The sequence below is a fragment of the Alteromonas sp. ABV4_515 genome, from assembly GCF_056160345.1.
In genome coordinates this window covers 99,456-120,771 of the sequence record NZ_JBSWWZ010000003.1, presented here as the reverse complement: position 1 = coordinate 120,771, position 21,316 = coordinate 99,456, and the positions used below count along the sequence as shown (strand labels likewise).

Annotated in this window: 21 protein-coding genes; 13 read left to right on the top strand and 8 right to left on the bottom strand. The window is 46.6% G+C overall.

Features of this window, described 5'->3' with window-relative positions; all coding sequences use genetic code 11:
- Positions 1–73: 73 nt before the first annotated feature.
- Positions 74–1,834: an ABC transporter transmembrane domain-containing protein gene (locus ACXAGX_RS08295; RefSeq protein ID WP_474837699.1), complete on the bottom strand. Its 1,761-nt coding sequence runs from the start codon at positions 1,832–1,834 to the stop codon at positions 74–76.
- Between the two features lie 227 nt (positions 1,835–2,061).
- Here ACXAGX_RS08295 and ACXAGX_RS08290 point away from each other — a divergent pair, with 227 nt between their 5' ends.
- The 8 genes from ACXAGX_RS08290 to ACXAGX_RS08255 all read left to right on the top strand — a co-directional run bounded on the left by ACXAGX_RS08290 (position 2,062) and on the right by ACXAGX_RS08255 (position 10,528).
- On the top strand, positions 2,062–3,225 hold the full coding sequence (locus ACXAGX_RS08290; RefSeq protein ID WP_474837698.1) for an HD domain-containing phosphohydrolase: 1,164 nt from the start codon (positions 2,062–2,064) through the stop codon (positions 3,223–3,225).
- Complete coding sequence (locus ACXAGX_RS08285; RefSeq protein ID WP_474837695.1) at positions 3,225–5,252, top strand: MHYT domain-containing protein; 2,028 nt, start codon at positions 3,225–3,227, stop codon at positions 5,250–5,252. The genes ACXAGX_RS08290 and ACXAGX_RS08285 overlap by 1 nt, the downstream gene beginning before the upstream one ends.
- The gene (locus tag ACXAGX_RS08280; RefSeq protein ID WP_474818010.1) at positions 5,233–6,105 is read left to right on the top strand and encodes a response regulator; all 873 of its coding nucleotides are present in this window, start codon (positions 5,233–5,235) and stop codon (positions 6,103–6,105) included. Before ACXAGX_RS08285 ends, ACXAGX_RS08280 begins: the two co-directional genes overlap by 20 nt.
- A 172-nt stretch (positions 6,106–6,277) precedes the next feature.
- Positions 6,278–6,529, top strand: a complete 252-nt coding sequence (rpsP, locus tag ACXAGX_RS08275) for a 30S ribosomal protein S16 (protein ID WP_070126901.1) — start codon at positions 6,278–6,280, stop codon at positions 6,527–6,529.
- A 26-nt stretch (positions 6,530–6,555) separates the two neighbouring features.
- Complete coding sequence (gene rimM / locus ACXAGX_RS08270; RefSeq protein ID WP_474818011.1) at positions 6,556–7,077, top strand: ribosome maturation factor RimM; 522 nt, start codon at positions 6,556–6,558, stop codon at positions 7,075–7,077.
- Entirely contained in the window at positions 7,077–7,838 is a 762-nt protein-coding gene (trmD, locus tag ACXAGX_RS08265) for a tRNA (guanosine(37)-N1)-methyltransferase TrmD (protein WP_474837693.1), read from the top strand. Before rimM ends, trmD begins: the two co-directional genes overlap by 1 nt.
- An 18-nt stretch (positions 7,839–7,856) precedes the next feature.
- On the top strand, positions 7,857–8,216 hold the full coding sequence (gene rplS, locus ACXAGX_RS08260) for a 50S ribosomal protein L19 (RefSeq protein ID WP_105936106.1): 360 nt from the start codon (positions 7,857–7,859) through the stop codon (positions 8,214–8,216).
- Between the two features lie 179 nt (positions 8,217–8,395).
- On the top strand, positions 8,396–10,528 hold the full coding sequence (locus ACXAGX_RS08255) for a TonB-dependent siderophore receptor (RefSeq protein ID WP_474837691.1): 2,133 nt from the start codon (positions 8,396–8,398) through the stop codon (positions 10,526–10,528).
- Positions 10,529–10,615: 87 nt separating this feature from the next.
- Here the strand turns inward: ACXAGX_RS08255 and ACXAGX_RS08250 are convergent, their stop codons facing one another.
- From ACXAGX_RS08250 to ACXAGX_RS08235, 4 genes are read right to left on the bottom strand one after another with little or no spacing between them, the layout of a single operon-like run.
- Entirely contained in the window at positions 10,616–11,227 is a 612-nt protein-coding gene (locus ACXAGX_RS08250) for a response regulator transcription factor (RefSeq protein ID WP_474837689.1), read from the bottom strand.
- 2 nt (positions 11,228–11,229) lie between these two features.
- A complete protein-coding gene (locus ACXAGX_RS08245; RefSeq protein WP_474837687.1) occupies positions 11,230–12,333 on the bottom strand; it encodes a sensor histidine kinase in 1,104 nt (367 codons plus the stop codon).
- Positions 12,334–12,349: 16 nt separating this feature from the next.
- Positions 12,350–12,679, bottom strand: coding sequence for a DMT family transporter (locus ACXAGX_RS08240; protein ID WP_474837685.1), 330 nt, complete (start codon positions 12,677–12,679; stop codon positions 12,350–12,352).
- A complete protein-coding gene (locus ACXAGX_RS08235; protein WP_474837684.1) occupies positions 12,676–13,263 on the bottom strand; it encodes a DUF7010 family protein in 588 nt (195 codons plus the stop codon). The genes ACXAGX_RS08240 and ACXAGX_RS08235 overlap by 4 nt, the downstream gene beginning before the upstream one ends.
- Positions 13,264–13,414: 151 nt before the next feature.
- On the opposite strand from ACXAGX_RS08235, the gene ACXAGX_RS08230 reads away from it, so the two are divergent.
- The 3 genes from ACXAGX_RS08230 to tyrA all read left to right on the top strand — a co-directional run bounded on the left by ACXAGX_RS08230 (position 13,415) and on the right by tyrA (position 16,419).
- A complete protein-coding gene (locus ACXAGX_RS08230) occupies positions 13,415–13,921 on the top strand; it encodes a maltose acetyltransferase domain-containing protein (RefSeq protein ID WP_474837682.1) in 507 nt (168 codons plus the stop codon).
- Between the two features lie 234 nt (positions 13,922–14,155).
- Positions 14,156–15,247, top strand: coding sequence for a 3-deoxy-7-phosphoheptulonate synthase (locus tag ACXAGX_RS08225; RefSeq protein WP_070126896.1), 1,092 nt, complete (start codon positions 14,156–14,158; stop codon positions 15,245–15,247).
- A 26-nt stretch (positions 15,248–15,273) separates the two neighbouring features.
- Positions 15,274–16,419, top strand: coding sequence for a bifunctional chorismate mutase/prephenate dehydrogenase (gene tyrA / locus ACXAGX_RS08220; RefSeq protein WP_474837680.1), 1,146 nt, complete (start codon positions 15,274–15,276; stop codon positions 16,417–16,419).
- A 41-nt stretch (positions 16,420–16,460) separates the two neighbouring features.
- Here tyrA and pheA read toward each other — a convergent pair whose 3' ends face one another.
- The 3 genes from pheA to yciH all read right to left on the bottom strand — a co-directional run bounded on the left by pheA (position 16,461) and on the right by yciH (position 19,094).
- The gene (pheA, locus tag ACXAGX_RS08215) at positions 16,461–17,645 is read right to left on the bottom strand and encodes a prephenate dehydratase (protein WP_474837678.1); all 1,185 of its coding nucleotides are present in this window, start codon (positions 17,643–17,645) and stop codon (positions 16,461–16,463) included.
- 263 nt (positions 17,646–17,908) lie between these two features.
- Positions 17,909–18,709, bottom strand: coding sequence for a response regulator (locus tag ACXAGX_RS08210; RefSeq protein ID WP_474818018.1), 801 nt, complete (start codon positions 18,707–18,709; stop codon positions 17,909–17,911).
- Between the two features lie 61 nt (positions 18,710–18,770).
- On the bottom strand, positions 18,771–19,094 hold the full coding sequence (gene yciH, locus ACXAGX_RS08205) for a stress response translation initiation inhibitor YciH (protein WP_474818019.1): 324 nt from the start codon (positions 19,092–19,094) through the stop codon (positions 18,771–18,773).
- Positions 19,095–19,314: 220 nt separating this feature from the next.
- Between yciH and ACXAGX_RS08200 the strand changes: the two genes are divergently transcribed.
- Positions 19,315–19,620: an STAS domain-containing protein gene (locus ACXAGX_RS08200; RefSeq protein ID WP_474837676.1), complete on the top strand. Its 306-nt coding sequence runs from the start codon at positions 19,315–19,317 to the stop codon at positions 19,618–19,620.
- Positions 19,621–19,663: 43 nt separating this feature from the next.
- Positions 19,664–21,313 (top strand): SpoIIE family protein phosphatase, encoded by a 1,650-nt coding sequence (locus ACXAGX_RS08195; protein WP_474818021.1) that lies wholly within the window; start codon positions 19,664–19,666, stop codon positions 21,311–21,313.
- Positions 21,314–21,316: the final 3 nt, after the last annotated feature.

The window sequence follows — 21,316 nt, the reverse complement described above, 5'->3', positions numbered from 1 at the left end:
GCAGGCCCAACGGCAAAACCTTTCTATTGTTAATTTTTTGTGGTTTTAAGTGGCGTATAGCACCACACCCTCGTTAGCTAAGCAATTGCAGTTCAGCGTACTCTCGATACAGCGTATCGTTTTCTAACAGTTCATCGTGTTTTCCCGTGCTTACAACGTGTCCCTTGTCCATCACAATGATGCGATCCACATGTTTTACGGTGGCAAGACGGTGGGCGATGATGATAGTGGTACGACCTTCCATGAGCTTATTTAAAGCTTCTTGCACCATTTTTTCACTGCGGGCATCTAATGCGCTGGTGGCCTCGTCCAGCAGCAACACCGGACGATCTGCTAGTAAGGCGCGGGCGATAGCTATGCGTTGTTTCTGCCCACCGGATAAGCGCACGCCTCGTTCGCCTAATTGGGTTTGGTAGCCATTTTCAAGTTCTTCGATAAACTCATGAGCAAATGCTGCTTTTGCCGCTTTTTTCACTTGTTCATCGCTGGCAAGCGGGTTGCCATAGCGAATATTTTCAATGACAGAAGTAGCAAACACCACCGGTTCCTGGCTTACCATGGCAATTTGAGTACGCAGTGAAGATAATGACAAAGAGGTTACCGGCTCAGCGTCAAGACAAATGCAGCCGGCTTTAACATCGTAAAAACGCAGTAGTAATTGAAACAGCGTTGTTTTACCCGCACCGCTTGCCCCGACCAAGGCCACTCTTTCACCGGGGTTTACATCCAGGTTCAGTTTGTTAAACAGGCACGAGCTGCCAGGGTACTGGAATGTGACATTGTTGAAACTAATGGCCGGAGGCGTGGTGTTGCCGTTGTCAAAATCCGTTTCACCAGAATGAATGGCGGGCTCAGTGGCCAAGAGTTCCAGTAAGCGTTCGCTTGCACCAACACCGCGCTGCACTTCACCAATCACCTCACTCACAGTGGCTACACTGCCTCCTGCCATGACCGCATAAAATAAAAATGCAGACAGTTCGCCGGCAGACATGTCGCCAGAAAAGACTTGTCGGGCACCGAACCAGGCAATCAATACAATGGCGCTTAAGCTCAGCAGCATAATCAAACCAATGAGCAGTGAACGATAATGAATACGGCGTTGGGCCGTTGTCATAACGGCATCCACACTGGCGTTAAACTGGCGGGCTTCGAGGCGCTCAGCGTTGAAAGCCTGAACGGTCATAATTTCGTGCAGGCTTTGGTCGATATGTGCCCCTAAATCGGCAACACGGTCTTGACTCAATCTTGCGTATTTTCTTACCTGTGGCGCAAGTAGGCGAATAGGGACCAACACCGCAGGCACGGCTAAAAGCACACAAAGCGTAAGGATAGGGCTGGTGATGGTCATTAACACCAGCGAACCGATAAAGGTGATGGTAGAGCGAATAGCCATAGACAAACTCATACCCACCACCGTTTGCACAATAGTGGTATCGCTGGTGAAGCGTGAAATCACCTCTCCAGTACGAAGTTGTGCAAAGAAAGAAGGGGGAAGTGTTAGTAAATGCGAAAATACCGACATGCGGATGTCTGCACTGATGCGCTCGCCTAGCCAGGTCATGAGGTAAAATCGCACATAGGTGGCGAGACTAGCCACGGCTGTTATTACCAGCACGCCCAAAACTGCTTTGTTCAGCATATCGGCATTGTCGTTTAGAAAGCCCTGGTCGACAGCTAACTTAATGCCTTGCCCCAACAGGAGCCACGCGCCCGCAGCAACGAGAAGCGCGACTATCGCTCCCGCCACTTTTAGCCGGTAATGTGCCAGCAACGAGGAAATCCAGGCGAGTACCTGTGTGGTGGTGAGAGTGGAGTGAGTTGGCGAGTCGGACATACCTTTCCTGAATAGCTAAGCATCTTAATAACCGAGTTTACGTCAGTGCTGAGAGTTCGGTCTGCGAGATCCGACCATTACGGTATTCAGCACGACTAAATACCTAACGAATTTTATGCCTGTAGATTTGAAATTCTGGCGTCTTTGACCATAGTTAATGCATAACCCTTGTGCGTAAATCTCTCAACGTTGTCGCAAGCGAACTGCAAAATGAGTCAGGAATTTTAATGTCAGAAAGAGCGCTGTTAGTTGATGATGTAGCCAACGTGCTAGCTTCGTTTAAGCGTAACCTTAGAGGACAATTTGCATTTGACGTCGCAGATAGTGGTATGGCGGCGCTGAAAATGTTGTCTGAAACAGAATACGCGGTATTGGTTACCGACATGCAAATGCCTGAAATGGACGGTTTAGCACTGCTTAAAGTGGTGAAAAAACGCTTTCCGAATGTGGTTAGAGTCATGCTTACCGGAAATGGCGATTTGCAAACAGCCGTTGATGCTGTCAACGAAGGAGACGTGTTTCGTTTCGTGACCAAGCCTTGCTCTGTCGACGTTCTTCGTTCCGTCATTACTGCCGGTTTTCGTCAGCATCAATTATTGATGAGCGAGAAAGTACTGCTAAACGATACCGTCAGCGGCGTTGTAAACGTTCTGTCAGAGGTGATTGGGCTAGTTAATCCCGGCACTGTGACGAGGAATGTGCAGGTAAAAAATTACATGATGCAACTCGTTCGACAGATGGGGCTTAAACCCAGTTGGACATTTGAACCCATGATAGAACTCTCCAGGCTGGGCGCCATTCTCACTCCCAGTATTGAAGCTGATCGGGATAGCACGTCGGCAATGTCTCATGCCGAAGCGGAGTTAATGGAGCAGCACGCAGGATTAGCCCACGACCTGCTCGCGCAAATTCCCCGGTTTGAGTCCATTTCGCGAAGTATTCTTTATCAGGATAAATGTTTCGATGGGCAAGGCTTTCCCAAAGACGACGTAAAAGGAGAAGACATTCCTTTGGGAGCCCGCATGCTGAAAGTGGTGAATGATTTTCTTGATCTTCGCGAGGCAGAAATGTCGTTTTCCGATGCAATAAAACACATGCATGGTGAGCAGTCAAAATACGATAAGAGAATTCTTGAAGCCTTTAATGCGCTACTTTTTCAGCAGCACGATGTACTCCAGGTATCGCTGGAAGAAATTGATGTTGGCATGGTGGTGGCAGAACCCCTCATGACAGATTCCGGTAAGCGGCTTGCGCCATCGGGGCAAGTTATCACAGCGTCGTTTCGTCAATTGTTATCACGGTGCGTTGCCAACGGACTGTTGAACGCGAGTACGCATATAAAAGTCTATTTTGATTACGATGATCAGACATTCGATAAGGAAGCGAGTTAATGGATTTATGGCGTTTTACCGTACCTGATTCTGCTTACTTTACTGAAGTAACGGCGAGCTACAATCCTTTCATATTATTCCTTTCTTTGCTTGTCTCTACCTTAGCGGCTTACTCGTTAATCGTTGTCTTTAAACGCGTCTGGCAAACACGACAAGCTGAAACCCGCAGGCAGTGGGAGTGGTTTGGAAGCGTTGCTTTTGGTTTAGGTGTATGGGCCATGCATTTTACCGGCATGCTGGCGTTCATGCTGCCGATTAGTATGTCTTTTAATGTGGTACTTACTGTTTTGTCGATAGTTCCGCCAATGTGCGGAGCTTATATCGCCGCACGAATTTTGGCGTCGCAGCGTTTCTCTTCGTTGGATATTCATGTTAGTGCTCTTGCCCTAGCACTAGGTATTGGCGCGATGCATTATATTGGCATGGAAGCGATGAAAACCCAGGCATATATGGTGTATAACCCCTGGCTGTTTATCACCTCGATTGGTTGTGCGTACCTGTTAGCTTTAATCGCTATTTTTATGTTGGTCTACGTGCAAAAAAATAATGTCATAGGCCAACCTGGATTGATTGCCTGTGCTGTGGTGATGGGTATGGCAATAGCCGGTATGCATTATGTCGCCATGTCTGCGGTTCATTTTTATGTTGCTACCGGTGTTGACGTGTTGCATCACGAAGAACACAGCGGTTCGGCAATACTCGCACTTACCATCACGGGCTTAGTGTTCGTGATTTTTGCTACTACCTTGCTAGGTTCTATTGTTGATAAACGTTTGCAGGCGGCTGAACTTGTTGCAAGGGTCAGCGCTGCTCGGGAAAAAGACATTGTTGAACATCTCGCTGATGGGTTAATGATAATTAACAAAAATGGCCGTATTAGTATGGTCAATCATGCTGGCCTGACAATGTTTGGATACACAAAACAGAATGAGCTTAGGCATGCAGACATTAATAAAATTTTACCTGGCTTTAAATTAGAGTGGCTAAGTGAGGATGTTGAAAGCGAAGACAAAGTCACCCAGCTAGAAGGGCGGTGTGCGGACGACAGCGTGTTGTCTTGTGAGGTGAATTATTCCCCGATGACAGCGGTAACGGAAAATGCTCAACTCTATAATGTAGTAATTCGGGATGTGAGTCAGCGTCTCGCGTTGGAAGATCAGCTTCGCCAGGCGCAAAAAATGGAATCCATTGGCCAACTCGCTGCAGGCATTGCCCACGAAATTAACACGCCAACCCAGTATGTCTCTGACAACATGTCATTTTTACAAGGCGCGACAGCATCTTGCCTTGCTGTTGTGAGTAAAACCCGCGAGTTTTTACAGGCCGCCAACAGTGAACAAGAGGCGCTGTTGAAAAACGAACTTGCCATACTTGTCGAAGATGAAGACATCGACTTCTTTATCGAAGAAATTCCAGTTGCAGTTGAGCAATCTTCCGAGGGCCTAAAACGCATTGCGAAAATCGTTAGTGCAATGAAGTCCTTTTCCCACAGTGGCGACGACTCTATGACCAAAGTCGACCTCAAGGAAGCCATCAATGCCACTATCACTGTGGCACGCAGTGAATGGCGGTATGTGGCAGACCTGAGCGCGGAGTTTGACGAAGATCTACCCTTGATTACGTGTAGTCGTGATGAAGTGAATCAGGTTGTACTTAATTTTATTGTTAACGCAGCACACGCGGTGGAAGAAAGGTATGGCCGCGATTCCGCTGCAAAAGGGCACATTACTGTCAACGTGTTTTGCCGCGAAAACGAAGTCACTATCACTATTGCCGACAATGGCGTAGGAATGAGTCGGGAAATCAGCAATCGCATTTTTGAACCATTCTTTACCACTAAGCCGCCAGGCAAAGGCACTGGGCAAGGATTGTCTTTAGCGTATGCCATTATTATCGAAAAGCATCATGGCAGTATCACGGTAAACAGTGAGCCGGGGCAGGGCACGACATTTAATATTGTACTGCCGGTAGAGCAGGGGAATTTCCACAGCGAAAATGAGGAAAGCCGTGAAGATCTTATTTGTTGATGATGAACCCATGATCCTAAATGGTATTCGGCGCGCCCTCTACCGTTCAGGTTGGAAAATAAGCATTGCAGACGGACCACAAAAAGCTCTCGATTCACTGCAGGACATTCAACCGGATGTGATTTTCTCAGACGCTATTATGCCAGGGATGAATGGTGTTCAGTTTTTACAGCAGATTAGTGAAATATCGCCCTGTATTGCGCGGTTTATATTGTCTGGTCAAGCTGATGAAAACTTGGTGTTACAAGGCAGTCAAGTTGTCCATGGCTGGTATACGAAACCGTGCTCTCACACCTTATTGAATGAACAATTAGAAATAATATCATCCATTGCCGCCATGTTGCCCGTGGAAGCGCCGGATGTGGCCGCACAGGCCACAGCTTCTCCTTTATTTGCACCGCTCTCACTGTTGAAGCAACACATGCAGTGTGTAAATGGACAGGTTTGCGCACTCGGTAATGCTGACATCAGTAAATTCACCGATGACCAGAAACAGGCGCTGTTCCACGTTGCTGAATCCCTATTTAACGATATCGATACTGATAAAATAAAAGATGAGGCATCACTTGCTCATCTCACTCAAACCCGTTTTCCCCTGCTGCTGCTCACTGAAATGTATCTGCGGGCGCCTGAGCTCATCCAAAATGAAGAACTGAAAACACAGGTTACACTGCATGGTGAGCAGTTTGCCGAACGCGACAATACCGACGGCATGGCACTACTGATAAACCTTTTGAAGCCGTTATTACGTGATAAACTTACCGCTACTGAACATATCTCTGTGGATACAATGCTGCTTTATATGCTGCACGTTTGGAGTCTGCCGTACTCGGTTATTCATAAAACACTTTGAACCGCAGGATAACCCGTATTTAAAGGGTCAGATAACGGCGCTTTTTTCTTCACTAAACTTGCATTTCCCTTCCATATCCGTATAATTCCGCGGCCTTCTTGCTGGCACTGGATTTTTCTGTGTTTTTCAAGGGGTAAGTTAACGGTAACGCTACAACGAGTTTGAGGCAACTATGGTTACTATTCGTTTACAGCGTGGTGGCGCGAAAAAGCGTCCATTTTATCAAGTAGTTGTGGCTGACAGCAGCCGCGCAAGAAACGGTCGTTTCATCGAAAACATCGGTTTCTTTAACCCAACTGCACAAGGTCAAGCAGAACGTCTGCGTTTAGATCTGGAACGTGTAGAGTACTGGGTTGGTGTTGGCGCTAGCTTATCTGAGCGCGTTAACAGCTTGGTAAAAGAAGCTAAAAAAGCTGCAGCGTAAGCTGTGCTTAATTCTGGTAGGTAGAGATGAGTCAAGCGTCTGACAAAGTGATTGTTGGCAAAATCGGTGCGCCGTACGGTGTGAAAGGTTGGGTCAAGATCAACAGCTTTACTGATGTGCCAGAGGGTATTTTTGACTACTCACCGTGGCAACTCAGTGATGGTAAAGAATATCAAATTGACCAGTGGCGACCTCACGGTAAAAGTCTGGTGGCGAAAATTGTGGGTGTAGAGAGTCGTGACGACGCTGAGCGTATCAAGAATCTCGACATCGCGATTAACGAAAACCAGTTACCTGAATTAGATGAAGGTGAATTTTACTGGCGGGAGCTCACCGGCATGCAGGTGGTAACTACGCAAGGTTACAATCTGGGTGTGGTGAAAGATGTGTTTAACACCGGCGCAAATGACGTTTTGCAGGTCCGCGCTAAGGTGAACGACGCATTTGGTCAAAAAGAAAGATTATTGCCGTTTGTGATGGATTCCGTCATCAAATCGGTCAATAAGGCTGAGAGTGTGATTACGGTAGACTGGGATCCGGGGTTCTAGTGACTGCGGAGAAATGGTTCGGCGTTATCAGTTTGTTTCCTGATATGTTCGCACCCTTCATGCAACAAGGCGTGGTAGGGCGAGCTGTTAAATCAGGCATTCTGGATGTCGAGATGTTTAACCCACGTGATTTCACCCACGATCGTCATCGTACGGTAGATGATCGCCCTTATGGCGGTGGTCCTGGTATGTTGATGATGGTGAAGCCTTTAACTGACGCCATAGCCGCGGCTAAACAGGCCGGCGGTGAATATGCAAAGGTGATTTACTTATCACCACAGGGTAAAAAGCTGGATCAGGCAGGGGTTAAACGCCTTGCCACCAACGACCGCATGATTTTTATCTGCGGGCGTTATGAAGGAATCGATGAGCGCGTCATTGAGGCCCATGTTGACGAAGAATGGTCAGTAGGGGATTACGTGTTAAGCGGCGGCGAATTGCCAGCGCTTGTGCTCATGGATGCGGTAGCCAGAATGGTACCGGGTGTACTCGGTCATCAGGCGTCTGCCATTGAAGATTCCTTCACCGACGGGTTATTGGATTGTCCGCATTATACGCGGCCTGAAGTGCTCGACGGGAAAGCGGTTCCTCCTGTGTTGTTAAGTGGTGATCACGAAAAAATCAGACAGTGGCGACAAATGCAATCGTTAGGTAGAACCTGGCAGCGTCGCCCTGAGTTATTAAACAACCTAGCTCTGACTGAGGAGCAGCAGCGTCTTCTTGAAGTATTCAAGTCGCAGTTGCAGCAAGATGACAGTTAACTAGGACGAGAGGATATGATGAGCAAAGTCAGTCAAGATATCATCAAGAAAATTGAGCAAGCACAGCTCAAAACTGATGTTCCTGCGTTTGGTCCAGGTGACACAGTAATTGTAAAAGTTCGCGTTACTGAAGGTGACAAAGAGCGTCTTCAGGCGTACGAAGGTGTTGTTATCGCTAAGCGTAACCGTGGTCTTCACTCGTCTTTTACCGTACGTAAAATTTCAAGCGGCGAAGGCGTAGAGCGTGTGTTCCAAACACACAGCCCGGCGGTTTCTTCTATTGAAGTTAAACGTCGTGGTGCAGTTCGTCGTGCTAAGCTTTACTATCTGCGTGAGCGTTCAGGTAAATCTGCACGTATCAAAGAGAAGCTTAACTAAGATTACTAATCCTTGCGTTACTGTTAACTATGAAAAAGCCCGCTTTAAGCGGGCTTTTTTGTATATTCTAATAAATAATGATTATCTAATACTAATGATAATAATTATCATTTGAAATTCCTTCTAACCTCTCTATAATGCCGTTCGAATTTTAAAATTGGTTAAGAGCAGGTTTCACAATGACTAAAAAGCAAGTATTTGCGCTTTCACCTATTATGTTGGCGATGGCAGTACAGGCGCAAAATGCAGCAGTAGATAACAGCGAAGTAGCAGCGGATGAAGATAATATTGAAGTTATCCGAATCGTTGAAAGTCGCGTCCAGCGTATCAGTTCAGGTGCAACAGGGCTAGGCCTGGATAGTTTTGATACTCCTCAGTCATTGTCGATTCTAGAATCCGAGCTGATTGAAGATTACCGTTTAAGTGATATCAATAGTCTGTTCAAGCAGGTGACCGGTATTAACGTAGACCAGTCAGAAACCGACCGTACTTACTTCAATGCTCGCGGTTTTGACATCACCAGTATGCATATCGACGGTTCAGGTATTCCCTTTGGTGATATTTTTGTCGGCGATTTAGACACTGCGATTTATGAAAAAGTGGAATTTATCCGCGGTTCAAATGGCCTCATCACCGGTCTGGGAAATCCATCCGGTACCGTTAATTATGTGCGCAAACGCCCTGGTAACGAAACCGAAGCCAGTGTTGATTTTACACTGGGACGTTGGGCAAACATGCGAACTGTCGCCGATATTTCCACACCATTGACAGATTCTGGTAGCTGGGCGGCCCGTGTCGTTGTTGCGCATCAAGATAAAGAAAGCTGGCTGAACCTGTACGAAAATGAACGCAGCGTATTTTACGGTATCGTTGACGGGCAGCTAAGTGATGACGTTACGATTATGTTCGGCTACTCGCACCAGGATAACAACAGTGACGGTGTAACATGGGGTGCAGTGCCTTTAATCTATTCCGATGGCACCCAGGTTGATTTCGACCGTTCTACCACAACGGCGATGGACTGGACCTATTGGGATACATTGAATAAAACCGCGTTTGCCGAGCTAAACTGGTTTATCAACGACAATCTGCAATACACGTCTAAGCTGAATCACATCCGCTATGAAGATCACTCTGCGTTATTTTACACCTATTCCAACACCGGCTTAGACGCTGAAACAGGTTTAGGCATGCTGGGTTATCCGGGTAAATATGATGCTGAAGACAAAACGTTAATCTGGGACAACAACCTGCAAGGTGCGTTTGAAGCCTGGGGCCGGGAACATACCTTCAATGTGGGTATTAGCTTGGCCGACGCAGAAACCAGTGATATGGATTACGGTGCACTGAGCGGTTTTGATGTTATGCCAGCGTTACCTGGTTGGACTGGCAGTGAAGTCGCTTTACCTGAATGGGCGGCGCCTTACCAAGCGGGTTATACCGACATTTCATTAAACCGTTTTTACGGTTCAGTACAGCTCGCGGTTACCGATGCGCTTGATTTGGTACTTGGCGTGAGTTTTGTTGACTATGAAAACGAAGGTGAGTCCTGGGGTGCATCAACCTCGACAACCGAGGACGGCAGCAGCCCATACATTGGCTTTACCTGGGAAGTATTGGAAGGCTTGAATGTTTACGGTAGTTACAGCGATATCTATCAGCCACAGTATTACCTGAACGAAGACTTGCAACCACTGGGTTCTGCAGAGGGGCGCAGTTATGAAATGGGCGTTAAGAAAGAGTTTGCCAACAACTTCCTGCTGACTGTTGCGTTGTTCAGAACGGAACAAGAAAACCTGTATGAGTTCCTCGGATACGACGATGGCGACGGCGTTGATGATGACGATTATTCTGATGACTTTAATTATGCCCTCTATCGTGGTGTGTCTGTCGATTCTAACGGTTTTGAAATTGAATTGTCCGGTGCCATCACCGATGAATTATCTGTTCAGGGTGGTTTGACCGTACTGAGTATGGATGAAGAAAACGGCGATGAAGCCCGCACCTTCATTCCTCGCCGCACGTTTAAACTGCTTGCAGACTATGCGCCAGCGTGGAACGAGAAACTGAACATGGGCCTTTCTGCCCGTTATCAGAGTGAAACTTACTTTACATCAGGCTATGGCCGAATTACGCAGGATGCTTATGCTGTTCTCGGCGGTTATGTTACCTACAGCTTCAATGATAACTTATCGTTCAGTCTGAATATGGATAACATTACGGATGAAAAATACTTAAGCTCAGTGCGCACAGAACAGGCGTTCTACGGTTCACCGACTAACTACAGCTTGACGGTAAGCTGGGACTATTAATTTGTTCTGAACCTCTTATAAATGCCCGCTTTTACGGCGGGCATTTTTTGTGAGTGAGATTACGGTTTGAGTGATGAGAAGCGGGCCCTACAACCAGCCTTTTTGTGAAGCAATTCGAGCTGCATCAACACGGTTGGTCGCGTCTAATTTAGCGATGGCTTCCGACAGGTAGTTACGTACTGTGCCTTCAGATAAAAACAGTGAAGAGGCGATATCATGGGTTTTCATTCCTTCGCCTGCTAGCTTGAGAGCCTTGCGTTCTTTTTCTGAAAGAGGATTGTTGTCATCTAGCGCCATGAGCGCGAGTTCTGGCTCAATAATCCGTTGCCCCTGAGATATTTTCTTTAAAGCGTTAATGAGATACGTACTGTCGGATTCTTTAAGAATGAACCCTCTCGCGCCAAGTTGCATAGCGCGTTTTACGTAACCGGGTTTCGAGAAGGTAGTCATGAATACCAATATGGATGAACAATGCTGGTGATTCAGTTTTTCTGCCATATCGAGCCCGCTTAGTCGCGGCATTTCAATATCGGAAAGAATGATGTTGGGGGGAGGATTCTCTTTCAGCCAGTCCAGTGCGGCTTGGCCGTCTGCACAGGTGCCCAACACATCAATGTCGTCTTCAAGAGCAAGTAAGCTGGCAATGGCATCACGAACAAGAGATTGGTCTTCTACGATGATAAGAGAAAGTGATGACATCATTATTCCTGTGTTTCTAACGGTAAAATAAGGTGGAGTGTCGTGTTCTCGCCTGGAGTAATATGTAATTTCGCGCCAATCAATGCCGCGCGTTCATGCATGCCCGTTACCCCATTGCCTACAGCAAGGCGCAGTGTATTGCCGTTATCGGTCACAATGAAATCAAGCACGTCGTTCTCGCAGTGTGCAGATACATCCACACTGTTGCCTTTGCTATGACGTAGAATATTGGTAATAGCTTCTTTTGCTATCAGTGCAATGTGTGTTTCTTGTAACGCCGATAGCTTCAAGAATGCCTGCTCATCGATTCGCGTGGTTACATTAAAACCTATTGCTTGAAGCGAGGTAAGCCCCTTGTTAATCTCATCTGCTAGTGCGTGTTGCTTCATATCGCTCACGGCATGGCGGATCTCGCTGAGCAATGATTGCGAGAGTTTTGTTAGAGCTCGTACTTCCTCACGGGCCTGTTCGATACGGCCTTTTTCTAATAGTTTGTCTGCCAGCTGCGCTTTAAGAGACATGCTACTCAAAGCATGACCGGCTATGTCGTGCAGGTCTCTTCCTATGCGTTCCCGCTCAGCGATGGCACTGAGGGTGCCGATGGATGCATTTTGCTGCGCCTCCCTTAAACGGCTTAGGGTTTCTTTTCTCTCCATGATGCCAAAGCCCATTAGCACAACGGCATTTGCGGCGGAGGTGATATAAAAGAAACTTTGCTGATAAATGCCCACTTGTTGAAATATAAGCAACGAAGTTGCGAAGAATCCGACCATCCAGAGTACTTTTCTGAATGGGAAATAGTAGCCGCAGATATAGGCGATAAAGCCAAAAATGGATGAGGCACCCACATGAATGAAGCTGATTGAATAAGCGATTGTCACCAACAACCCCAAAGGATATCGCAACAAAGGACGGGGTGTATGAATAGCCCATAGGTATGTGCCAACAAACCCGACATAACCTGCCAGAATTGCGGTTAGTGCCAGTGTGGAATGTGGCGTACCGTAAAGCAGTGGCAAAAAGTAAAATAGCGAGAATACCAGTGCACTGTAAGACCACTTCTTTTTATAACCATGAGAGAGCAGCGGCAACGTTACGTCATGCATATTTGCCAATCCTTGCTTACTGAAAAACAACTGTTGATTTGGTAGTGATCAGCAGTGACCCTGAGAGGATTAATACTATACCGAGTACAGAGTAAATATCGAATTTCTGCTCCCAGAAAATAACCGACGCGGTAACAATGAGTGCGATCCCCATGCCGGACCAAATCGCATAAGCCACACCAACGCCCATGTCCTTAAGCACCATGGCGAAAATCATGCCTGCGACGGCATAAAGTGCGATCGACGCTGAACCATATAAGGCTTTCTCCCAACCATTGGATAATTTAAGACAAAGCGTGGCGCTTACTTCAGCGATAATCGCCAGGGCAAGTAGAAAATAAGTCATAGGGCTTTTTCCTCAGTATGCTCGTTATGCAGTTTTAAGGTTCGATAGCGGTCTTCTAGTACCAGTAGAGAAATCATGTAAACAAAAACAATGACCGCGGATATAGCTTCAACCCGATTGTTCGGAAATAAATACCATACCGCGACAATGCCGGCAGTTCGGGAAACTGCATGAAAATAACCTACCCAGTGTTCGGCGGCCCACGACCAGGTCATCCACATCAATCCAGTGAGAATACCTAGACTGAGTGGAACGGTGTGATGATCGATGGCCGCGACAGGCAGGGCGAAAGCAAATACCAATAGCGACATAGTCATGCCGACATAAAACAATTTGTCGAAGTCAGTATTAGTGCGGTTTTTCGAAAAAAAGCGTTCCCCGGTCACATAGGAAAGCCCGGCGCCAATGTAGAAAATGCTACCAACGCCAATGTAAAGCAACCAAGTCATTTCTAACGCATCTAAGAAAGGGCTGGCAACACCAATGGCCGACCACACCAGCATTCCTGCAAGTGGCATGGCAATGAACCGCTGCTGTTTAAAAATGTAACGTTGTTGTTCTAGCGATGTCTCTGTGGTTTTCATTGTTATCTATTTCCCCTGAGAGTATGAGCGCATTATGAATGGGAGGTCTAGCCTTGTTTAGTCACAACCATCACATCCTGAAGGTGACATTTGTCAGGTTCTCGTTAAGGGGAGTGATACAATTATGTTTATCTGGTGCAGGAGGATAGTTATGTCAGGCAACGCACTTTTTGACGACGAAAATTGGCAGCTGATGACAACTGGGCAATGGTATCAAACCAACAGTAAAGCCTTGGTGAGCTTTCGTAGGGAGATAAAACGACAGTGCCAACAATTTAATCAGGCTCAAGGCGAACGGCGTAAGCTGTTGCAGCGCGCATTGCTTCCCAATGTTGAGGCGGTAATTGGAAACCACTTTGCCTGTGACTACGGTTTTCAAATTAACAGTGATGGCATCTTTACCGTTGGTGAGTTTTTAACCATTCTGGATGGTGCATCAGTAAAAATTGGCGCAGAGACTATAATAGGTGATGGGGTTGTCATTACGAGTGTCGAACATCATAAATCGCCGCAAGCGCGCTTGCAGGGTTGGCAAAAGGCAAGACCGGTTATCATTGGTAAGCGCGTAACTATTGGGAATGGAGTGACTATTTTACCAGGAGCCGTTATTGCGGACGATGCCGTCATCGCAGACGGTGAAATAGTTGGTAGGCAATAACAGACCATGATGAACCAATCCCTCAGACTTTAGTCAAAAAAGTCTATCATCATGGTTGCGGCCTTTATCAAAAATTGATAAAAAGTCAACGAGCCTAAGCAATAAATACTAAGTCTTGTTGTAATCTTAAGTTTACACCTGAGCTAACATAATAAAAATATGAGTTGCACGTGTGCAACCACAAAGGGCCAATTAGCAATTTGGTCAGTAACCTATCCAAGTAAAGAGAGTCTTATGATAAAGGACAACGTAAATAACGTTCACGTTAGCGCAGAACAAGTGCTAATTACGCCTGATGATTTAGCCAAAGAACTGCCGGTTTCAGAAACCGCCCTGTCGGCTATCTCTGAATCCAGAAAAATAATTTCTGACATCATTCATGGTCGCGACCACCGTTTACTGGTGATTTGTGGCCCTTGCTCTATTCACGATATCGATGCCGCGAAAGATTATGCACTGCGTCTTAAAGAGCTTCATGAATCCTGTAAAGATACACTGTTTATTGTTATGCGTGTGTATTTCGAAAAGCCGCGTACGACAACAGGCTGGAAAGGGCTAATCAACGATCCGCACCTCGATGGCACCTTCGATATTGAAACCGGCCTGCGTAAAGCCCGCGAATTATTGATCTGGTTAGCTGAATTGGAAATCCCTGTGGCAACAGAAGCGCTAGATCCAATTAGCCCGCAATACTTGGCCGAGTTATTCAGTTGGAGTGCCATTGGAGCACGGACTTCAGAGTCTCAGACGCACCGCGAAATGGCGTCTGGCCTGTCTATGCCTGTAGGCTTCAAAAACGGTACCGACGGAAGCCTCGATATCGCGGTGAATGCGCTGAAATCTGCAGCCTCTGGCCACAACTTCATGGGTATCAATAAACAAGGGCAAGTCGCCGTTATTTCAACGAGCGGTAACCCTGACGGTCACATCATCCTGCGCGGTGGTAAGCAACCAAACTACGATTCGGTTTGTGTTTCTGACTGTGAAGTTGATTTAGAAAAAGCCGGTTTAACAGCAGGTCTGATGGTGGATTGTAGTCATGCTAACTCAAGCAAAGATTATCGTCGTCAGCCACTGGTGGCGCAAAATGTTGTAAATCAAATCCTAGAAGGTAACCAGTCGATCATTGGCATTATGTTGGAAAGCCATATCAATGCAGGTAACCAGAAAGGTGACGGCGTACCCGTTGATGAACTGGACTACGGCGTATCTATAACCGATGGCTGTATTGACTGGGAAACCACGGACAATCTGATCACACAAACCAGAGATAAACTGATAACTGTGTTACCATTGCGTCAGAATAAACGTTCTGCTGTAGCCTAAGGTTGCAGCGCTTTTTGAGTCGCAATATGACGGATCATTCCAAACAACTGGCCGCCCTGCGGTCAGGCATTGACGAGCTCGATTCCGAGCTCGTTTCATTACTCGCCCGCCGGGCTGAACTGACGACACGAGTTGGTCAGATAAAGGCTGAAACCGGAATGCCAGTGTACGTTCCCGAGCGTGAAAAGGAGCTAATTGCTTCACGACGCGCAGAAGCGGAACAAGCGGGGGTTTCACCGGATCTCACTGAAGATTTACTGCGTCGCATTATGCGCGAGTCTTATCACACCCAGAACAATCGCTATCGCTGTATTAATCCTGCGGTAGAACAGATTGTTGTGGTAGGGGGCGCTGGTGCGTTGGGTAAAGTCTTTGTCAGTCTGTTTGAGAAGTCAGGCTATCAGGTAGCGGTTGTTGAAAAAGACGACTGGGATTCTGAACTTGCTAAAGCAGCATTTGCTCGTGCCGATTTGGTCTTAGTTGCAGTGCCTATCACCATTACTGAAGGGGTTATTGCGCGGCTGAATAATCTACCTGCGCATTGTGTGCTAGCCGATATCACCAGTGTTAAAGAAAAGCCGCTTAACGCCATGTTGGCTGCCCATAACGGGCCTGTGGTCGGTTTGCATCCCATGTTTGGCCCTGATGCCCCCGGCATGATTAAACAAGTGGTGGTGGTTTGTGACGGCCGTGGTGAAGGCAAATACCAATGGTTAGTTGAACAAATGAAAACCTGGGGTGCAACCATTCATCGAAGCACCGCACAGGAACACGATCAGGCAATGGCGTTCATTCAGGTGATGCGTCACTTCAACACCTTTGTTTATGGTGCGCATTTGCAAGGCGAAGGTCCGGATTTAGAAACCTTGACCGTATTTAGTTCTCCCATTTACCGTCTTGAACTTGCCATGGTGGGGCGTCTTTTCGCGCAGTCACCGCAGTTGTATGCTGACATTATCTATAACAATCCAGATAACTTTGCGTTATTGCGACGTTTCCACGAGCGTTTTGGCAATGCACTGGCGTTATTGGACAAAGGCGATAAGCAAGAATTCATCAACGAGTTTAATCGTATTGGTGAATGGTTCGGCGACTACGCTCGCAAGTGCCTTGTCGACAGCAAGCAATTGTTACTCAAAGCTGATGACGACGAGATGTTAAGAAAGTCATAAAAAAAGCACCGGTTGGTGCTTTTTTTATCTGATGAATTCGTTTAATCCTGGGTCAGCGCTTTTGCGGCTGCCACTTTTGTCGGACTGACTTCTTCACTTGGGTAACAACCCAGTACCTTCAGGTAGCGAGTGAGCTTTTTCAAACTCTCCACTGCGGTTTGGACAGGACCATCTTCCAGGTTGCCCTCAAAATCAATGTAGAACATTTCTTCCCACGGGTTTCCAGTGATTGGGCGTGACTCGAGCTTTGTCATATTCAGGTTGTTATCTTTCAATACCGTGAGTGCTTCCACCAGTGCACCTGGTTTTTGCACTGTAGACATAATTACCGTAGTTTTGGCTGGCACTTGCAACGGCACATTCACGGGGTCGCGAGAAACAACAAAGAAGCGGCTGTGGTTTTCTTTCTGGTTAGCCAGGTTCGATTTAATTGCCATTAAACCATACAAGTTACCACCCGCTTCGCTACCAATGGCGGCAACGTCATCGCGTTGAAGTTCACTGACTGCCATCATTGCGTGCGCTGTACTTTCCATGGTTTTCACTTCGACATTGCCCAGTTCGGCAAGGAAGTGACTGCATTGTGCAAATACCTGCGGATGCGCATAGAGCGTTTTAATGTTTGCGATGGCAGTGTCTTGAGACACCAAAAGGCTGTGACGAATAGGGTGAGTGAGTTCACCAATAATGCTGAGTTGAGTGTGTTGTAATTGGTCGTACACTTCGTTAATACTGCCGGAAGTGGTATTCTCAATCGGCAGAACCGCATAGTCAGCTTCGTTCTTTTCAACTTTCTGAACAATCTCGGCAAAGCTCTGACATCCCATTTCAACCAGTTCACCGGGACGACGGGAAAAGTACTTCTGCGTGGCCAAATAGCTATACGAGCCTTTATCGCCCAAAAACGCCACGCGATTAAGCGGTAGGGTGCTGCCCGGGTTGGCGTGTTCTGCCAGCATGGCTTGCTGATTCAGTACGCTATCTTCAATAATGACGTGGAAAACCTGAGTAACATAATGAGGATCAAGACCCACATTCTTGCCTTCTTTAATAAGGCGGAAAAGCAGTTGTTCTTCTCGCTTTACATCGCGCACGGGGATATCGTGGCGAATTTTTGTTTCTGCTACTTCATTGGTAAGCTGGCGGCGTTCAGCCAACATAGTCAGCAATTGACTGTCTAATTCTGTAATGCGTTTTCTTACTGCGTCCAAAGCCGTATCTGACATTTTTTAAAACCCGTTTTCTTGGCAAAAAAAAACCTCCCGGTGGGAGGTTCATACACACGGCGCATCCTCCCTCATTTGAAGGTGATAAAACCAAAAAAGAATGCGTTAGTGTGTTTGATATTCGTTTTCATAGCTCGACTTTAAGGCGATGTTGCCTAAGTGTCAATAGTTTTATACGCCTGCAGCATATCATCAGTGGGGAGGGGCTTCTCCTTTCGTATACGCTGTGCTATGCCACTTTGCTTTACGCGTAGACTTTTACGTTATTCTCCGAGCAATGCCGCTAGCATTGCGCGCACTTCCGTTGGCTCGAAAGGCTTATCGCACAAAGCGTTAACCCCAGTTTGCTGAATGTTCGCCATGTGCACGCTGTCTTGTGATTCTGAGGTGACCATGATGATTGGAATGTGCGCTGTTTCCGGGTTGTAGCGAATAAACTCGGACAACTCGCGACCGTCCATTTCAGGCATGTTGTAGTCTGTCACCACTAAATCAAACTCCGCATCCTTAATATGCGTTAGCGCCATCGCGCCATTCTCTGCTTCAGTAATTTTTTTCAGCCCCATACCTTGCAGTACACGACGAATATGATTGCGGGCCAGACGGCTATCGTCAACCAGCAGTACCCGCACTTCTTGTACATCAAACAGGTCAAGATCCAGCTCATCGTGGTTGATCAAATCGAGGCTGGCATTCAGCGCTCGCGACAGGTGTAATGGCTCAAACGGTTTTGGCAAAATAGCCGCAACACCGGCTTGCTTAAACTCTTCTAACTTTACAGTACGACTTTCACTGGAAACCAGCATGAAAGGAATAGACGCGTACTCGGTGCTGTCCTTAATAAATTTAAGTAACTCAATCGCCGTACCATCTTCAAAATACATGGCACTCACTACAAGATCAGCACTGTGACTTTCAATCGCTTTACGCGCTTCTTCTATGGAACTTACCGCGTCAATCTCGCGAACATTCTCCTGCATCAGCAGGCTGGTAATGATTTTTCTTTGTGTGTCTGAAGGCTCAACCAACACAATGTGCAGGTCAGAGATTGATAGTTTTTCCATTCTTCTAATACTCAGCTAAACGTCTAAACACGTGTAAATCTAATTGTAGTTGGGATTTGCTCTATCCACCGGCCAGTTTTACAGTAAATTGCTTTTGCTCAAGCAAACTGCGTAATTTTTCCCGGTCGTCGGTTTGCACTTCAATGGCACCGTCTTTGACTGCGCCGCCACAACCACACTTCTTTTTTAATTCTGTACACAGGCTCTTCAGGCTTTTCTCATCTAAGTCCAGCCCCTGAATGATAGAAACGCCTTTTCCTTTGCGCCCCTTCGTTTCACGGTGAATTCTAACAATACCGTCTTTGGAAACAGAGCGGCTCATTTCAGGTCGCTTCTCCTGAATTTTGCCACCGTCTGTACTGTAAACCAATTTTGAGTCGTGCATATGTATATCTCTGTTTACTATCGTATATCCCGCTGAGGTAACGCTTTGCTACTCCAACGTTTTATCGTGCATCCGTCGAGCGCGAATCGCTCACATGGTTGTTATAATAAGGAAAATACAGAGTAAAACCCAATAGAATTATACTTTATCGCCATTTTTACTTTCATAAAGTAATAATATGGGACTACGCTTATTCAAGGTTACTTTAAAGGAAGAATGGATGACGATTACAGCAAATTTGGCTGATGATAATGCAACTTGGGTGATCAAGTTGGATGATAAATTCGATTTTGGCAAAGTACAGGAGTTCAGAGATGCCTATCAGTCTTTACCTGAAGACATTACAACCGTAGAGGTTGATTTGGGGCAAACCGAATATATGGATAGCTCAGCGTTAGGCATGCTGTTAAACATGCAGAAATCGCTAGGTGAAAGATCCCTCGCTTATAAAATAACGCATTGTCGCCCGCAAGTGGCGCGCATCCTAACAATTTCGCGTTTTGATAAGAAATTCGACATAAGTTAATGGTCAGTGATTATCTTCCTGCTATGTTTGATGGGGATGGCGTTTGAAAATTCTGATTATCGATGACGAGTCGCTGAATCGCTTTCTTCTTTTGCATATGCTCGAAGAACAGGGGTACACCGATTGCTACGAAGCAAAAGACGGGCAGCAGGGCATTCAATTAGCCCAAGAGGTGCAACCTGATCTGGTGTTACTCGATGTAATGATGCCGGGCATGGATGGCTTCGCAGTTGCGCCTGTACTTAAAGAAATGGCTGGGGACAATTACCTGCCTGTTATCTTCATTACTTCTCTTGATGACAAAGAAAGTCTGGCGCGATGTTTAGAAGTTGGGGGCGATGACTTTGTTGCCAAGCCTTTCGACAAGCTTATTCTCGCGGCAAAAATTCGCGCCCATGACCGAATTCGCCAACTAACCAGCAAAATTGAACAACAAAACCAGTCGCTACGCTATTTTCAACAAAGTGTCGATCGTGAGCACGCTATCGTCGAACACATATTCAATAACGCCATTGTGAATAAAGAGCTGGTTACTGACTTCTTTGATTTCAGTCTTTCACCTGCGGCGGTGTTCAATGGTGACGTATTCCTTTGTGAATCGAGTCCTGCAGGCGGGCTATATTTTCTGGTGGGAGATTTTACCGGTCATGGTTTGGCTTCTGCCATTGGTGTGCTACCGGTAAGTCGTACGTTTCGGTTTCTGGCGCGAAAAGGCTACTCTGCTGGCGAAATTGCTGCGCAACTGAATACGACCCTCGGGTCACTGTTACCGCCTGATATGTTCTGTGCCGCCGCGGTTATCGAAGTCGATGCAAGCGGGTGCCGATTTAACATATGGAATGGCGGACTGCCGTCTCTGTTACTTAAATCATCGACCAATCTATCGATGTATAAAGTGGTGTCGAGACACATGGCATTAGGCATTCTGGAGTCCGACGAGTTCGACACAGAATGTGAAATTATTGAGGGAGAGCCGGGAGACCAATTACTGGTGTATACCGATGGTTTGATGGAAGTCATGGATGAGCACGGAAAAATGGCCGACGAAGAGGGGGTGATGTCGTGGTTTTCCAGTCCAGAAACCATTACTGCGGCGTTCTTATTTGAACGCGCGGCTGAATACCGTGCCGATACCATTCAGGCCGATGACACCACCATTGTTATATTTAGCTGTCAGTCGTTAGAAGTACTTAAAGAGGATTTCGCAACAAATGAGCTGCCATACTCAATACACCTGACATTGCAAGGCAGAGAGTTAAATAACCCGCATATTATTACTTCTTTGATGGAGATGATTAATTCCCAGCCCGGCATGACGCTCGTGCGCTCTGATTTGTATACCATTCTATCTGAGATGTTTAATAATGCGTTGGAACATGGCGTGTTAAAACTCAGTTCTGATTTGAAATCGACACCTGACGGTTTTCATCAATATTACCAGCGTCGAGACACGCTTCTGGCAAACCTGACCGAAGGTGAGATTGCCTTCAAAATTCTATTCAAACCCTCAGAATCGGCCCTTGATATTACCATCTCTGATTCGGGAGACGGGTTCGATGTCAGTGCGCTCGATGAAGATTGCCTAACGGCCTGCTATGGCCGCGGGATCTGTTTTTTACGGGAACTCTGCGAGAGTGTCAGATTCAGTGATAATGGTTCAACGTTAAGTGTGCGGTTGTCCATGGCGAAATAAACG